This window comes from Pseudoalteromonas lipolytica (assembly GCF_001306915.1).
GTDB classification, from domain to species: domain Bacteria; phylum Pseudomonadota; class Gammaproteobacteria; order Enterobacterales; family Alteromonadaceae; genus Pseudoalteromonas; species Pseudoalteromonas simplex.
Genome location: NZ_LJTC01000004.1, coordinates 102,827 through 120,268 on the forward strand (window position 1 = coordinate 102,827; position 17,442 = coordinate 120,268).

At 42.9% G+C, this 17,442-nt stretch carries 9 protein-coding genes; 1 reads left to right on the plus strand and 8 read right to left on the minus strand.

The window, feature by feature from the left end:
- Positions 1 to 304: 304 nt before the first annotated feature.
- Positions 305 to 3,754, plus strand: coding sequence for a PAS domain-containing hybrid sensor histidine kinase/response regulator (locus AOG27_RS07065; protein ID WP_054552315.1), 3,450 nt, complete (start codon positions 305 to 307; stop codon positions 3,752 to 3,754).
- Here the strand turns inward: AOG27_RS07065 and AOG27_RS07070 are convergent.
- The 8 genes from AOG27_RS07070 to AOG27_RS07105 all read right to left on the minus strand — a co-directional run bounded on the left by AOG27_RS07070 (position 3,751) and on the right by AOG27_RS07105 (position 17,326).
- Entirely contained in the window at positions 3,751 to 6,723 is a 2,973-nt protein-coding gene (locus AOG27_RS07070) for a DUF3857 domain-containing transglutaminase family protein (RefSeq protein WP_054552316.1), read from the minus strand. The two genes, AOG27_RS07065 and AOG27_RS07070, sit on opposite strands and share 4 nt — an antisense overlap.
- A gap of 185 nt (positions 6,724 to 6,908) precedes the next feature.
- Positions 6,909 to 8,189 carry a sensor histidine kinase gene (locus AOG27_RS07075; RefSeq protein WP_054552317.1) on the minus strand — a complete coding sequence of 427 codons (1,281 nt, stop codon included), beginning with the start codon at positions 8,187 to 8,189 and terminating at the stop codon, positions 6,909 to 6,911.
- Positions 8,190 to 9,566, minus strand: a complete 1,377-nt coding sequence (locus tag AOG27_RS07080; protein WP_054552318.1) for a sigma-54-dependent transcriptional regulator — start codon at positions 9,564 to 9,566, stop codon at positions 8,190 to 8,192.
- A gap of 63 nt (positions 9,567 to 9,629) precedes the next feature.
- Entirely contained in the window at positions 9,630 to 12,080 is a 2,451-nt protein-coding gene (locus tag AOG27_RS07085) for an ABC transporter permease (protein ID WP_054552319.1), read from the minus strand.
- The gene (locus AOG27_RS07090; protein WP_054552320.1) at positions 12,080 to 12,832 is read right to left on the minus strand and encodes an ABC transporter ATP-binding protein; all 753 of its coding nucleotides are present in this window, start codon (positions 12,830 to 12,832) and stop codon (positions 12,080 to 12,082) included. Before AOG27_RS07090 ends, AOG27_RS07085 begins: the two co-directional genes overlap by 1 nt.
- The gene (locus AOG27_RS07095) at positions 12,829 to 14,106 is read right to left on the minus strand and encodes an efflux RND transporter periplasmic adaptor subunit (protein WP_054552321.1); all 1,278 of its coding nucleotides are present in this window, start codon (positions 14,104 to 14,106) and stop codon (positions 12,829 to 12,831) included. Before AOG27_RS07095 ends, AOG27_RS07090 begins: the two co-directional genes overlap by 4 nt.
- A 153-nt stretch (positions 14,107 to 14,259) precedes the next feature.
- On the minus strand, positions 14,260 to 14,922 hold the full coding sequence (locus AOG27_RS07100) for a response regulator transcription factor (protein ID WP_054552322.1): 663 nt from the start codon (positions 14,920 to 14,922) through the stop codon (positions 14,260 to 14,262).
- Positions 14,923 to 15,034: 112 nt separating this feature from the next.
- Positions 15,035 to 17,326: a TonB-dependent receptor gene (locus tag AOG27_RS07105; RefSeq protein ID WP_054552323.1), complete on the minus strand. Its 2,292-nt coding sequence runs from the start codon at positions 17,324 to 17,326 to the stop codon at positions 15,035 to 15,037.
- Positions 17,327 to 17,442 lie beyond the last annotated feature (116 nt).

Below are 17,442 nucleotides of genomic sequence, written 5' to 3' on the forward strand. Positions count from 1 at the left end.
CCTGTTGCCAATATCAAGGGGCGTTGCGATTAGCAACAGGCGATCTTAGCTTTATCGTGGGCCACACGTGTTTCAGGGTCGAGAAACAAATCAGTTTATTCCGAACAAGTACTTTATCGTCTTGTTGATAGTGATTATCAATTAGATTTACATATCTGTCAACACTCAATTGAAAATAATTCTCATTTCTTTGTGTTTGTTTTTTAAACTTCCGTAATACAATGCATTAGCACTAAAGTTAGGCTGTAAATTACGTGCAATAAAAACTATGCTGGGGCTATAACAATTAAAATAATCACATGCGATGTTCTCAATTTGGTCAATAAGCCTTCTTGCAATTGTGTATCTGGCAATTTTATTTGCGGTTGCAGGCTGGGCTGATAAAAGAAAAGTATTGCCTTTTAAAGGCTTAACCTATGGTTTATCGCTTGGAGTGTATTGCACCTCTTGGGCGTTCTTTGGCACCACAGCACAAGCTGCATACAACGGTTGGTGGTTGGCTCCGACCTATGCAGGCACTATCTTGTTATTCATTTTTGGCTGGCAAGTCTATTGCCGCATAGCGCATATTTGTCGGCAGCAAAAAATAACCTCAATGGCAGATTTTATTGCGACTCGATATGGTCAGTCGTCGAGTTTGTCTGGACTCATTTCATTGATTTCAGTGATTGCCATTGTGCCCTATATCTCTTTACAGCTAAGTGCAACTGCACAAAGTATCAACTTACTTACCGACCGCGCTGCCACACAAAGCCATGAAGTATGGGCCGACAGTACTTTTTACATCACGATCGTATTGGCACTGTTTGCTATTTTATTCGGCGCGAGGCGGTTAAAGCCCAGCGAACATAATCCAGGTTTGATTGCCAGTATAGCCTTCGAGTCTGTGGTTAAGTTGTTGGCGTTTTTAGCGGTGGGTTTGTATGTGTGCTTTGCTCTATTCGACAGCCCAGTGGCGCTGTTTGAAAAAGCGCATGACCTAAATATTGATCAGCAAGTGGCTGCCACACAAAGTCCAACCTATGTGTATGTTGCTCATACTTTGCTTGGTATTTTGGCGACCTTATGTTTGCCAAGACAATTCCACATGAGCTTTATCGAAAAAAATAACGATAAAGAGCTGGCCTCGGCGCGTTGGCTATTTCCGATTTACCTCTTACTTATTAACCTGTTTATTCTACCGATTGCATATGCCGGATTAATTTACTTTCAAGGTCAAGAAGTCGGCTACGACACCTTTGTATTGGCTTTACCTATGGCAGCTGATGATGCCTTTGTGGCGTTATTAGCCTTTTTAGGTGGCTTTTCAGCGGCAACAAGTATGGTAATAGTGTCATCAATTGTGCTTTCAGTGATGATCACTAATGACTTTATTAACCAATTTATTTTACGCCGCTCGCAACTTACATCGAGTAGTCGCGGGCTTGATAAAAACAACCTATTACATGCGCGTAAAATCGTTATCGTATTGATTCTATTGCTTAGTTACTTCACTCACCGAGTGCTAGGCGAAAGTACAACCCTTGCCAATGTGGGGTTGATGTCGTTCACTTTAGTCGCGCAATTTTCGCCGGCCATGATCATAGGCTTATGGTGGCGACAAGCATCGTGTCGCGGTGCGCAATTGGGGATTTTAAGCGGCTTTATTATTTGGGGATACACACTTTTACTACCGAATATCGCCGGAGGCTTAGGAAGCGATAGCTTATGGCTTGTGAATGGACCGTGGGGAATAAGCTGGTTAGCGCCAACCGACTTATTCTCATTAGGCATGGAAAGCATTAGCCAAGCTTTATTGCTATCGCTAGGTGCGAACTGTTTAGTGTATTTCTTAGTACCGTTATTTAGTCGAGCAACCTTAGCTGAACGCTTGCAGAGCAATAAGTTTGTGTCGCAGCTTAGTGATTCTCGAGTGAGTAATCATCTACAGCCTTTGAGTTACCATGATCTAGGTGCACTGATGCAGCGGTTTGCTGAAAAAGAAGCGGCGCAGTCGTTGGTAAATCATTACTTTCCAGATGATAAAAGTAAGTGGAAACGTCCTGCCAATGTTGAGTTAGAACTATTAGTTGAGCGCGAGATGTCAGCGGTGATCGGCGGCGCATCGGCACGACTTATTTTAGATGTGGCGAAAAATGAGCAGCGCCAGCCTTTAGAGCAGGTTGCCGAGTTTGTTGACGAAGCAAGCCAAGTGCTTAAATTTAATCGTGATTTACTACAATCAACAATCGAAAATATTCAACAAGGGATCAGTGTAGTTGATAGTGAGCTGCGCTTGGTAGCTTGGAACCAAGGCTACAAAAACATGTTCGCCTACCCAGATGATGCGCTTTACATAGGCCGCCCGGTTGCCGACATTATTCGTTTTAATGCCGAGCGCGGTTTATTTAGCGGCGAGAGCATGACCAGCGAAGTTGAAAAACGCTTAGCCTATTTACGCCAAGGCAGTGCTTATAAATACCAGCGCTCGCACAATGATGGTCGCGTGTTTGAAATGCAAGGTAACCCACTGCCAGGTGGCGGCTTTGTAACAACCTATACCGACATCACCGAGTTCGTAAAACAACAAAAAGCGTTAACCGAAGCCAATGTTAGCCTTGAAGAAAAAGTCGCAGCACGCACCTTGGCATTGACTCAAGCAAACCAAGAGTTGTCGATGGCAAAGCAAGTGGCGGAGCAAGCAACGGTCAGTAAAACGCGCTTTTTTGCCGCTGCTAGCCATGATTTACTGCAACCTTTCAATGCTGCGAGCTTGTTTTGTTCTTTAATGAATGAAAAAGCCCAAGACACCGAACTTAAAGAGCTGGCGATGAATATTAAGAATTCATTGGGCAGCGCCGAAGAGTTATTATCGAGTATTTTAGAGTTAACTAAGCTTGATTCAGGCTCATTTAAAGTACAAATGAGCGAGTTTGCAGCCAGTTCGTTGGTTGAGCCTCTTCGTAATGACTACGAAGCCCTTGCCCGTGAAAAGGGCTTAAAGTTCATTATTGAAACCTGTGATGTGCGCTTGCATACCGACAAAGCACTGCTGCGACGAGTGCTGCGTAACCTTTTGAGTAATGCGATTCGTTATACCGAGCAAGGTGAAGTGCGCTTAAAAATGCAGTACGACGATGACCATGTATCCTTTATTGTTGAAGACACAGGGATTGGTATTGCATCGAGCGATCAACAAACTATTTTCCAAGAGTTTAAACAGCTTGGTGCAAAACCAAGCGCCGAGGGTTTAGGCTTAGGGTTGGCAATCACTAAACGTATATGTGACTTACTTAAAATACCCCTAGTGATGGGGTCTGAACTTGGTAAAGGCACGCAATTTACTCTAACTCTGCCTTGCAGAGTGAGTACTGCGCCTGCGCAAGCGAAAGGCGCTGAGGCATCACAAGAAACAGAGCTGGGGCAATTGCGTATTTGGTTGCTTGATAACGACCGCAACGTGTTAGAGGCATTAAAGCAGCTACTCGAAAATTGGGGCTGTGAAATTTCAATAGCCACTAACTTAGCGGAGCTTGAGCAGTTAAAGGCAAGTCAAGCCCTGCCGCAATTGTTGATTATTGATTATCAGCTTGATGATGGAGTAACGGGACTTGAAGTGATTGAGCAAGCGGCACTAACACGCTTACCAGCCATCGTTAATACCGCGAATCATGATGAAGGCATACGCGAGTTAGTGCTCGATGCGGGCTATCCATTGCTTTATAAGCCTCTGAAAGCGCCCGCCTTAAAACGCATGATTAAGCGACTGACTTAATCTGCGTTTTGCTCAGTTGCTAAGGTTGACTCTTTGAGGCGTTGCTTAACCTTGGCAACAAAGCGTCTATCTAGGTCGTCTTCATTGCTTAAGAATAAAAGCATCTCATTACCGTCATGATCAATAACGGTAAGTGAAGATGTTGTTAGAGGACTTTTTGCATAGTCTGCTTTCACTTCTTTTATTTCATTAAAGTAGAGCAGATCTTTTTCAATTACACCTTGTTCATTTTTCCAGTAACTAAAAAGCGTATTTTTCGTCATGCCATTGCCATCATCTCTGAAATCAAAAAATGCATCGCTATAAAAATACTCCACATTTTCATCACTAGGCATAATCTCTTGACGCTTTAAAAAGTTAACCTGATAAGACCAAAGTTTGTCACCTGTAATTATGGTTGAATTAGGCAATAAGTATAATTCAGCAATTAGCCCATAAAGTAGTAAAGGCGTCGCGAATACAGAAATTAGCAGCTGTCTTGCACGCCATTTTGAGTTGTACTCTAACGCATCTTTAGGTTGGTTCAGGTTTTGAATGTAGTTAACAATTGGTAGCCACAATAAAGGAATGATTAAGAATAGCCACATACCATAGTCACCTAGTGAACTTGCTATTTCACATACAATAATCATTAGCCAAATTACAAAAGCAACCGCAGTTGGTAATATTTTATTTTTGTTAAAGGTTTGTTCGCTATGTTTTATAAGTTGAAGAAACAGTGCAAAAAAGAATAAAGGCGCAAAAATACCTCGGGCAATGGGCATCATATGGCTGTTTTGTTGCTGCTTAATAAACTTCCAATTGCGATAACTCCAGTAATTAATAAATATGCCCAAGCTGAATAAACTATAAAGGTAAAATTTACTGTTGCTTACAGGGTAAAACTGCGCACCTTCAAATTCTGGACGTTTTCGAACTTCAAAACGCCAAGCCGCGATGAAAAAGATGATTGCCGCTAAGTAACTTAAAATAAAAACGCTATACCAGTTGGTTTCGTCATCCGCTGGTGTGGTTGTGGCGCTATTTGTGCCGTATTTAATGATGCCGTAATGGGTCGCGTTATTGAGTTTTTTACGCTCGCTTAGGTAAAGGTCTATTTGATCGGCTGGAATATGATCCTGCTTAGCACTGTAATCAAAGTATAAGGTCAACACCGAGTCTTTAAATGTCACGCGTTTCTCGAGATGAAAAAATGGGTTATCGATTGTGGCCTGCTCATCATCAAACTGCCAATTAGAGTCCGTAAACGTAACCTTTATGGTTGTTTCGATATTATTTGGGTAACGAAACCACATTGGTGCATTGTTACGCTCTCGCTGTTCCGGCTTATAAACTGAGTTTTGAATTTCACTGGCGTAAAAGTCATTTTGAAAATCATTACCCTCAGGTCGCCAAAAGTCATCAATAGTATAGTGCTCATTGGTAATTAGCTGACCGGTGTCCTCTGGGGATTCAACCAGCATAGGTTTGGCAGTTTTTAAGCCCTTGTAGGTATCTTGATAATATTCGCGGTAATCATCTTCTATGCTTTTTAAGCTGTTTTTAGCGATTGAACTGCGGCGGCTAATTGCTTCAAAGTCACCGTATTTATATTGAGTTGAGAAACTAACTGGCTCATCAATACCTTCTGGGATCTGATAATTATCAGAAACCTGTATGCGTTTTAGGGCAGGCTCTGTGAACATATCTGTAAAGCCTGTTTCACCTTGCTTTATTATTAACGCTACATCGTAGTTCGGTTGAGCTAAATTTTCTAAATCGCCGCGCTGATACGAAATGGTCGGATCAAGCCAATAACGTTTACCTTGATGCTCTAAGGTGACAATGACATGGTCAAATAAGCTAGGAGAGACCGGTAAGCTAGCAGTACGTTTTCGGTCTTCAGTGTTAACTAAAGCAGGATGAGCCTCTACCCCGAGCGCTTTAAGTAAAGAAATGAGCAAGACGGTTTTGTCTTTACAGTCGCCATAGCGCAGTGCCAGAGTTTCTGATGCTGGAGTAGGCTGATGCGAGTTGGTGCCCATTTCTAGGCCCAAATAACGTACTTCGTCTTGGCTAAAGCGCAGGGCAGCCACAATTTGAGACTCTAAATCGGCATGTTGAAACTTAATTTGACGAGCAATTGTTTCAATAGCAGGGCTCACTTCGATGGCAGATTGGTACAAAGGTAACGACCAATTGACTACCTCTTGCCAATTATTTACTTCAGAAAAGTACACTTCCTTGTAAGGCGAATACCAATGCGGTACTTCGCTTGCAGAGCTAAGGGTCGGCTCATTGTGTTGGCTAATCTGGTAGTCAAAGCCCGTATCTAACTTGGTTTTAGTAACTGGCGACTCGCCATTCATAAAGTTGATATATAAGGGCGTAGGCTTTTGCCACTTTACCCGCATAAATTGCTGCACTATCGGCACCGACCAGTTCAGTGTGCGCTTGGTGCTGAAGTGCTGATAAACCGGGTTACTGCCCGAAACCGTATAGCTGTAATCTAAAATATCCATGACCCGCATATCATCAATAATGACATTTAGGCTTAAGGTGCCATTGTATATACGACTTGCTAAGTCAGTCTCGCGTTGTAACACCTGTAGCTCGGCACTATTTAGTTTATCTATATATTGGCCGTCACGAATAATGCCTAAACTATTGAGCGTAAGAGATTGATAATTTGGGTCAAAATCAATATTCAGCTGGCTAATATAATCAACCCCAGACTGATTGACCGCTTGCATTACAGTACGATTAAAGCGTTGCTGTGGGGCTTGCTCAGATACCTGAAGCTGAGTGTCGAGCATTAGGTAGAAAGTCCCGTCTCGTATTTGGTCTCGAGGTATCTCAGGGGTAAGTAACTTATGGTGTTTTACCCAGTTAGCTGCGGGCGCAACTTGATACTCTTCTGCGGCTGCAAAGCAGCTCACAAAGAATAAAAAAACAGCCAGTAGCTTAAGTTGTAAGTGCATCCATTTCATTGTTATTTTCTAATTACGTTTAGCTTTATATGACAAATTACTGAATTTCGCGGCTTGAGCCAAATAAAATTCACTATTTAGGGCTTTTTTAATTTGGCTCATATAAATGCCTAGAAAATGGCACTGAAGTTTTGCTTTTTATTTAGGTTTATCTAAGCGTGTGAAAGCCACATTTGTAAAATAAGTTAGCAGGGCACAGTAATTATAGCTTGTGTGCCTTGCTGGGGTTTTGAGTTTATCGATAACTCAAAACCTTGGTTGCGCACAAGTTCTCGGGTGATCACAAGTCCTATACCTGTGCCATTTGCTTTGGTTGAGTAAAATGGCACGAACAAGTTATCGGGGTTTTGAATACCACAACCTTGGTCGCTAATTGCAATATTTAAGTTATCACCTTGTCTTGACCAAGTGAGGGTAGGGGCTGAATTGCTGTCTGCTTCAAAAGCATTTTTTATCAGGTTTATTAATGCTTGTTCTAGTTGGCCGAAGTCGGCATTAATAAGTAACTCTTCACTGCTATTTATCACTAGTTCAGGAAAGATAGCACTTAAACGCGTGTTTAATTGCTCGCTACTGATTGCCTGCTTTTGTGCGGGTGGTAGCTTGGCAAACGCACTGTAACTGGCTACAAAATCAAGCAAGTGCTGAGCGCGTTTTTCTATTACTTGCAGCATATCTTGAGCGAGATCATCGTGACTGCTAATTTGTCCTTGGCGCTTGAGGGTTTGCAATGATTGACTCATTGAATAAATCGGCGTGAGTGAGTTACGTACTTCATGATTCAACACGCGAATTAAACGTTGCCAAACAAGTTGTTCGTTATCGCGAAGCTGTTGCTCAATTGAAAAGAAGGTTAGTAATTCAAAGTTTCTGCCGGTCCGCCAAAAAGTCTGCGATGAGATTTGAAAGCGTTGTTTAAACAGTGAGTCACTGTTTTGTCGCCATTCGCCATCATGCAGTGCAATGCCTAAGTCGCTGGCCGATTTACCTTCAATCTGGCGATGACTAATACTGTTGATAAACGCCTTATTACTAAAGTAAATCAAGCCATGGGGGTCTAGTATAACGATGGGTAAGTCCAGCATGCTGGCAAACTCAAAAACAAACTCTTCTGTTTGCATATAATGGCGTTTGTTCTTGGCTATTTTATTGCTGAGCTTGGCAAAATCTTGCTTAAGCGCTGCAACTCGTCCACTTTGGTAAGACGCTAAATGCCAACTATTACTTTCGTCATTTGCCAGTGCATCTAGTTGCAGGCCAAAGCGTTCAACCACATCGGTGATCGCACGGTAGCTTTTAATTAAAGCAAAAGCGCTTATCCCGATAAACGGCAATAATAGGCTGATACTGGCAAACCAATCTAGTTTTAAGCTGAGCGAAAGGGCAATACCAAGCGTTAATAGCACCGCTATAACCATATAAAAATAGCGTCGAACACGCAGCTCTAACGACAACTTGCTACTCATTTAGCGTTCTACTTCTTTTAAATCGAGCTGATGTTTATCAATGCGACGATAAATAGCCGATTTACTTAATCCTAAAAACTCTCCTGCGGCGATAACATTGCCATTAAATTGCAGCAGTGCTTTTTGAATCATCTGTTTTTCAAGCTCTTCAAGGGGCAATAGTGGCAAAGCCTGTTCGGCATTGCTATTTGTTTGCTCGCAACTTGGTTGATCTAAAATGAGGTCATTGGCTTGAATATTGTTGTTATCGCTCATAATCACCGCGCGTTCAATGCAGTGACTTAGCTCACGAATATTACCAGGCCAGCTGTAATTTTTTAGCGTCTTTAGGGCGTCATCACTGAGCGCCATATTCGCTCGTTGGTATTTTTTACCATGCACTAACAACAAGTGTTCAGCTAAAGGAGCTATATCGTCTTTTCTGTCGCGAAGCGGTGGAATGTGTAGTTCAATGGTATTGAGTCTAAATAATAAATCACGGCGGAACTCACCCTGCTCAATGGCCGTAGCTAATTCACTATTGGTGGCAGAAATAATGCGAACATTGGCGGTTTTGGTTTGGCTTGAGCCTAGCACTTCGAATTCTTTGCTTTCTAGCACACGAAGCATTTTACTTTGTAGCTCAAGGCTTAAAGTCGCAATTTCATCTAAAAATAAGGTGCCGCCTTCGGCAATTTCAAAACGCCCTAGTCGGTCTTCTTTGGCATCAGTAAAAGAACCTTTCTTATGGCCAAATAATTCGCTTTCGAATAGCGTCGGGGCAATGGCGCCAACATTCACGCTTACATAGCGTTTATCAGCTCTGAGTGAGTGCTGGTGAATATAATGTGCCAATAAGCTTTTGCCAGTGCCATTTTCGCCGGTAATTAAAATGCTGGCATCGGTTTTAGCTGCGCGCTCAGCTTTGGCAAGCAACAGCTGCATGATTTCTGATTGAGCTATGTAATGTGCTTGTGTGTCACTGGTAAGCGCCTTTAAGCACGCGTTGTCGTGATTACTTTGCTTGAGCTTGAGTTGTTGTTGCACAACGGCGGTTAAGCGTAAGTTATTCCATGGCTTTTCAACAAAGTCGACAGCCCCTAATTGCATGGCTTTAACAGCGACATCAATGCTGGCCCATGCGGTCATGACAATGACAGGTATGGTCGAACCTAATTGATTTAGTTGCTTTAAAAAGCGTAACCCTTCTTCACCTGAGGTGGTGTCGAGCTTGTAGTTCATATCAAGCAAAATCAGGCTAATGTGCTCCGATTTTAATAATTCAAGGGCATGTTCAGGGCCTTCGGCCTCAAGGCAATGTAAGCCCAGTTGTTGTAATGCAACAGTAGCAGCCAGACGCACATCAGCTTGATCGTCTATGACTAAGATTTTGTCCATGATGTTTTCTTATTATCCTGTTGAGGTAGCTTAAGTTAAAACTTAAGCCACCATTTTGTGCTGTTAATCGTTACGTAGTGCGGCCATAGGTTTTGCTTTAAGCAGTAAAACCAAAGGTCTAAAGCAAGCGAATAGCGCAATACATAAGGTAATACTCCAAGCAAGTAATTGCAGTCTTACATCAAGTATCAGCCAAGACATGAGCTGTCCTTGTAACATGTAAAAACCCACCATTACCGCGGCGAGAGCAACCGCAAAGCCAATGAGCACAGGGATAATAGCTTCAACACTCATCAGCTTAAATAAGCGCGCTTTTTTCGCACCTAATGCCATACGAATACCAAACTCATAACGGCGCAGACCCAGGTTGTAGCTTAGTACCCCAAAAATACCGATTGCTGCTAATAATAGAGTAAATAGCGCTAAGGTACTACACAGAACCACAGTCAGTCGGCTCATATACAGTAAATTGTCGTACTCTTGTTGCAGGTCATTAAACTGCCACATGGTTAAGTCGCTGTTCTTTTCTTTTAGCGTATTAAGTATTTGTTTGTTAGTCAGCTTAACGCCATCAGAAGCTTTGATAGTAAACATGTAGCTATACGGTGTTGCTGGCCACCAAATGTGACGACCAAACGATTCATCGTAGTATTTAGGGTGATTAAAATCTTCGGTTACACCCACCACTTCATACATCTTTTCTTCTAAGCCTTGGTAGCTCTTGCCGATGATATTTCGATAGTCTTGGCCTGGTAATAAGTTTTCAGCCACGCTGACCGATACCAGTATCTCGTTAGTTTCACCACGTATAGCTTGTTCGCTAAAGGTGCGGCCAGCGAGAATTTTGGTGTTAACTAACGCAAAGTAATCAGGCCCTACCCACTGACTAGGGAAGAAAATTGAGCTTTTACCGTTTACATCAGTCAAGGTGTTGGCGTTTTGTCTTTGCGAAACAGGGCTGTGACCCAGGGCAACATCATCAATGCCTTGGCTATCAAGCAAAACCTGCTTGTATTGCAGCATATGTTCGTAGCGCTCAGCCAATGACATCTGATTATTTGGCTGGAAAAGGTTGGCAAAATATAGGTTCTCGGTATCACTGCCGAGTGGGCGGTTAATCGTGCCCATGGCTTTACTCACTACCATCACCGAAAAACTCACAAGCAGCGCGGCAACAAACATTTGTGAGCCAATTAAAATACGCACTGTGCGGCCAGATACCTGCGAAACTCCGCCTTTACCACTGTTCTGCATTTGCGTATTTAGGGTTTTGTAATTTACCAAACGCGCTGTAATTACAGAGAAAATATAAGCAAGAGCAATACAAAGTATGATGGCAACAATAACTAACGTGCTATCCACGGCCAAGCTATTAACCAGTGGTAATCGGCCTTCTGCCAGTACTTTAAATAAACGTATGCCCCATACCGATAAAAACAGCGCAATGCTTACCGATAAGGTCATTAAAATCAGTGATTGTAAAAAGATACTTTTAAATAACGTGCTGCGTTTTGCACCTAATACCGCCTGTAAGGCGAGGGTTTTATGTTGAGCAAGAGCGCGTGAGAAAAACAACGTGCTTACATTAAGTACCGCAATAATCAGTAGCCCTACTGCACCGGCTAACATCATTAAGCTTAAGTCATCGTTATTACCCAGCTCAACGTCACGATACGGGGTTACTTCAGGTTTTACATCGGTGATACCACCATTGTTTAGCCACTCTGATTTAACCGTATCAATTTGCTGTTTTAAATCGACTTTAACTTGATCTATGGTGACCCCAGGCTTTAAAACTGCAATCAGTTTTAGGTTTTTAAAAGTGTTTGTCCACGGGCTTTGCCAATCGTCATTGTGAAAGAAACGGCGGTCCGCACTGGATGGAAACCACACTTCAACGTCACTTGCTTTAAACATGTAAGGTGGGCTGAATGAATCATCAACAACACCGACGATACGGTGAACGTAATCGGTTTCACCCGCCATGACTGAAAGTGTTTTACCAATAATGTTCGGGTCGCTGTTGTAATGCTTGCGCCAGAAGTTAGCAGAGATAACAACGCGGTCATCAGGAGTTTCGAGTGTTTCTCCAAGGTCAAAACCTTGTCCCATTAAAAATGGTGTGTTTAATAAGTCAAAATAGTTGCCGCCAACATACAGCACAGGCTCTTTCGGTTCGCCATCTAGGTTTGCAAAGATTTGCTCACCCGCATTGATCATCATACTTTGTTCAAAGCTTTGATTATGCTTAAGCCAATGCACCATCGACTGATAGCTTTGAAAGCCGGTAGCATCGTAGTCATCATAAGTAAGTGATTGCTCAACCACCACCATACGGCTTTCATCGTACACATCAAGGGGCTTTAAAAAGTAGCTGTTAACAAGGCTAAGCACCACAAACAAGGTGGCAAGAGTTAAAGCAAGCGTTGCGATAACTGCTGTTACAAAGCCCGGAGCATTCATTAATGATGCCCACGCTAAGCTAAATTGGGCGCGTGTTTTGGTTAATTTCATTACATCACCTCAGCGCTTTCAAGTGCATGCTCAGTATTGTCGCTGCTAGATGCTTGGCGTGCTTCAGAGTAAGAAACAATTTCACCATCTAGCAATTTAAGTTGCGTCTTTGCACGTCCGGCATAACGTAAATCATGGGTTACCATACAAATCGTGGTGCCTTTTTTATTCAGCTCATCAAGCAAGTCCATGACGGCATCACCATTTTTTGAATCTAAGTTACCAGTTGGCTCATCCACCAATAAAATGCTTGGCTTGCCAGCCAGTGCGCGGGCAATAGCAATACGCTGTTGCTGACCACCAGATAATTGATTTGGTTTGTGTTGAGAGCGGTGGCCCATCTCAACTTCATCAAGGGCTTGCTTTACAGCAAGCTCAATTTCGTTTGGGCTCATGGCTGGCTCTCGATAAGTGAGCGGCAGTGCTACGTTGTCAAACACCGATAATTCATCAATTAGGTTAAACGACTGAAATATAAAACCAATGTGAAGGTTTCTAAGTTCAGCTTGCTGATCCATATCAAGGGTTTTTGTGTCGACTTCTTTAATTAAATAGTCGCCAGCAGTTGGGCTATCGAGTAAGCCTAATAATGACAGCAGCGTCGATTTACCACAGCCAGATGGGCCGCTAATGCAGATATAGTCACCTTGGTTAATATTCAGGCTGATGTCTTTTAATGCATAGGTTTCAACATTTTGGCCGCGATAAACTTTGGCGATTTTGTTTAATGAGATAAGCGTGTTGGTTTTCATAAACTGTCCTGTTCGATTTTTATTGTTGCCAAATGCTGCCATTTAGAAAGGTCTGAAATGATCAGCTGTTCGCCCACGGTGGCACCGCTCAAAAGTTGAATTTGATTGTCACTGAGTGTACCAAATTCGATATTGGTTGGCGTTGCTAACTGGGTATTTGGATTAAGTTTAAACAGCGTGGCTTCGCTGTGAGCTTGTGCTTTTTGCGGTACATTAATGGTTAACGCATCTGGAATAATGTTGCTAACCACATAGCCTTCAATGCTTAAATCTGGGCGGGCATTGGCGGGCAGTGTGCCCTGTAAATCAAGTTCGATAATAACTCGGCCATCGGTAACAATAGGGTCAATTCGGGTGACTTTGGCATCAACGTCACCATGGCCTGCTTGGCTAAAAGTGTTAACTTTCGCTGCCATATTGAGTGCTACTTTTTCGGCATCAGCTTGCTTAACGCTTAGCTCTGCTTTGAGTGCTTTATTGGAGCCAACCACCGCAAGGCGGGTACCGGGCACGAGGTTTTGGCCAAGTTCAACATTCAATTCTTGCAGCATGCCATCGATGCCTGCTGTTATTTGCAGCTGATCAAAGGCGTGTTGTTCAACCTGATAATTAAGCTCAAATTGGCTTAATAGTTCTTGCTGTATTTTGCTACGTTGTAAGTGCATTTCTTTAAGCTGTGCAAGGCGTTGCTGCTCGATACTTACGCGCTCTGTAAGCTGTGCAACGTTTAGCATGCTTCGTTTGTAATCGAGGCTTGAAACAATCCCTTGCTCGATCAGTTTGCTTTCAGCATCGACTCTAAGCTCTGCACTTTGCAGCTCACTTTTTAATATGGCGAGATTTGCTTGGCGCTCAAGTAGTTCACTTTGCTGGTTAATTCTTTGCTCATTAACACTGGCTTTTTGGCGAGCAAGTTCTAGCCGAGCGACCGATAAACGCTGCGCTTGCTGTGGGTTGACGAGGCTTAAAATTACCGTGTCTTTTTTAACGATAGTGCCGGGGTATACATGGATAGCTTCGACCATTGCGGTGTCGGTATTGGTTAAATAACGTTGATACTTTGGCTTTAAACGACCAAAGCCACGTATTTTTACCACAAAATCGGCTTGTTCTACGGTTGCTATTTGCAGCTGGCTTGCAGCAACCACAGTGGGGGTTGTCCATTGATACACCATTAAAGCGCCAAGAGCCGATACGCCAATGGCTGCAACAGCCAGCCATTTTTTAGCTTTTGATTGCTGAGGTTTGCGTTTTAGTGTGCTGTCTAAATCCATGATACTGAGAAATATAAATAATCATGGAATAGCTAAGGCGAGTTTTGTGCCAAAAGTTAAGGTGTTGAAAAGTAATAGCTTTTTATCTTTTGCAACGTGAGCTTTTCCCACTACTGGGAAAGCGAGTTTTAAAACTGGGAGTGAATGCTTAAATTAGCTTTCTTCGATTTTGCCAACCTGCGAAAGCTGGTTAAACAAAATGCCTGCTTGGGTGCGGTTATAGACATTGAGTTTGCGTAAAATCGCTGACACATGTTGTTTGATTGTAGTTTCTTGAATCGACATTTCAAAGGCGATTTGTTTATTCAATAAACCGTCGGCAATCATTGCAAGTACGCGGTATTGCTGCGGAGTTAGTTTTTCGAGGTTACGAGCAAATTCGCTTTGTTCGTCGTTGATCACCACATCGGTTAAATCTACTTCAGGTGGTAACCAAGTGTCGCCATTGAGTACATGACTAATTGCTTCACTAATAACATCTAAAGAAGATGACTTAGGAATATAGCCAGCAGCGCCAAGGCTCATCGCTTGTTTGATTATGGCGGGTGTCTCATTGGCAGAGACCATGATTACCAAGATATCAGGGTAGTGGTTACGCAGTTGCGAAAGGGCTTGCAGGCCATTTGCACCTGGGATCGTAAGGTCTAAAAATATCAGTTCAATCTCAGGATGAGCGCTTAACAGTGCAAACAAACCATCAATGTCACTGGTTTCTTTAATATGTTCTTCAGGCACTGATGTCGCGGCAGCTTGACGCAGCGCACTTCTAAATAACGGGTGATCATCGGCGATTATGGTGTTCACAGCTAAAGACATTCCCTCGATTCTCCAATGCGTTATGTTATAAGTGATTTTGCCTTTTGAAACAAGGTTTGCCTGAGGGGAAGTTTCAGACAAACCTTTCTCACACAAGGATTTAGATTCTATTTTAGAAACGGTAACCAACAGTGAAGGCTACAGTGCGAGGGTCGCCGTAGTAACCAATCAGGGTATTATCACCACCTAAACCTGGGGTGTATTTGCTGGTATCTGTTGGGTCTGTTGGATCAGGTGCTACGAACTGGTAACCACCAATCATGTACTCTTCATCCGTTAAGTTTTTACCGTAAAGACCAGCCGTCCAGTGACCATCTGTGCTGTACCAAGTAATACCCATATTAAAGATACCGTAAGCATCTTGCGTTAATAGGCTATCTTCTTCGAATAGCGCGTAGTCGCCTCTGTGGTAGTAGTTACCGTTGACAACAAAGTCACCCATTTCTGTGTACATGCGGTACGTTGCACCCAGATTAAAGGTTAAATCTGGTGTGTTTGATACCGTAAAGCGGTCTGATTTATCAAATTGTTCACCGGTAACTGGGTCAAAATCAATTACCTTATCAAAGCTACTGTCGATATAACCCACTGACGCATCAAAGCTGAGTGACTCTGTTGCAACATAGTTAAGTTCAAGCTCAATACCATCTGATTTAGATTCACCAATATTACCTAAGCGTTGGTTTAGATCTGCAGCGCTGTCGCCCGGTAATACCGAAATATATTGACGGTCTTTATGGTCAAGGGTGAATAAGGTAACGTTTACGCGTAAGTTATTGTTCCACTCACTCTTCATACCGATTTCGAATGAATCAACGATTTCTGGTTTTGCTGCTGGCTCTGCAGTGGTTGCACGTGGGTTGAAAGTACCTGACTTAAAGCCTTGCGCGTAACTTGCAAAGAACATGATGTCACGATTGTATTGGTATTCAACACCCGCACGCGGTGTGAAGCGTGACCATTCTTCTTCATCATCGAGTACCGTTGGGACAAGCTGGCCATCTGGGCGAATGTAACCTGGTACCCAACCTGACTCTGGGTAAACTGTTGCATACACTAAACCGTTGTTAACCTGTGCTTCTTTTTTGTCTTTGGTGTAGCGCGCGCCGAGTGTCATTGACCATTGGTCGTTAAAGTCGTAGCTACCTTGAATATAGGCGGCTTTACTGTTTGAATTACTGCAACCGCTTACTTCACGAGTTAAGCCCGGAAGTCCTAATTTAATGCCTAAATCTTCTAAAATAGCCTCAAATTGACCGCAAGATTCACCATCATAGTAGTAAAGACCCGAAACCAGTTTATAGTTATCGCCTTGATGATTTAGCTGTAACTCATGAGTCGTTTGCTCATCATCGTAAATAGCAGGTACGTCGAAAATTTGTAGTGACGTGTTATCAAAGTCGATATTCGTTGGTGAGTAGTTCTCACGGCTTGAACCAATATATTTAATACTAGTGCTGTCAGTCATATCCCAACGAGCAGTTAGGCTGTAGCCTTCGAGTTCAACTTTATTCCATGTTGGTAAGCTGGTGTATGAGTCATACACGCTGTCTGGAACTGGTGCATCGGTAAGAATACTAGGTAGTAAACGGTAACCACCTTTTGCGTTTGATTTGTCTTCTGTTTTATCCCACGCGAGGCGGAAGAATAAGTCATCAGTCGGTGTGTATTCGAGTGTAACACGAGCTGCGGTTACGTCTTTGTTGTAGTTTTCGCGGTCTTGGTTATCAAGAGCCGATGTTAAAAACTCACCAAAGCCATCACGGTTAAGCGTTGCAAAACCAAAACCCACGTAAAGTTTTTCGTCAACAATCGGTAATTGGCCAGTGATTTTTAAATCTTTTTGGTTATAGCTACCTACAGTGCCTTGTATATTTAAGGTAGCATCACCGCTCATTTCTTTGGTGACGTATTTAATTGCACCACCAATGGTATTTTTACCGTAAAGCGTCCCTTGTGGGCCGCGTAATACTTCGATTTGTTGCACATCAAGCAGATCAAGCACGGCACCTTGTGGGCGAGCAAGATAAACATCATCGATATAAATACCTACGCCTGGCTCATACCCCCAAAGTGGATCTTGCTGACCTACACCACGAATAAACGCAGTAATTGTAGAGTTAGTACCACGGCTTGCTTGTAAGGTGGTATTTGGCGAGAACTGCTGAACTTCGGTCATGACGACGATGCCATTTTCAGCTAGCTCTTCAGCACCAATTGAAGTGACTGCGACTGGCACTTCTTGCAGGTTTTCAACAGTTTTACGTGCTGTTACCTGAATACGTTCAAGTTCACCTTTTTTTGCTGCAGGTTCGGCTTGTTCTGCCGCTTGAGCACTGACACCTGCCAAAGCAAGTGATACAGCCAGAGTAAGTGGCGCGACTTTTGGGTTAAGCTTTATCATGTTGTATTCCTTGTTATTGTTGTCATTAGTCTTATGGCCACTCACATCGATGTTGCCGAAGACTGAATAAGATTTGCCCGTGTCACCTGTCAATTAATGTAGAAGATAGTTGCAAA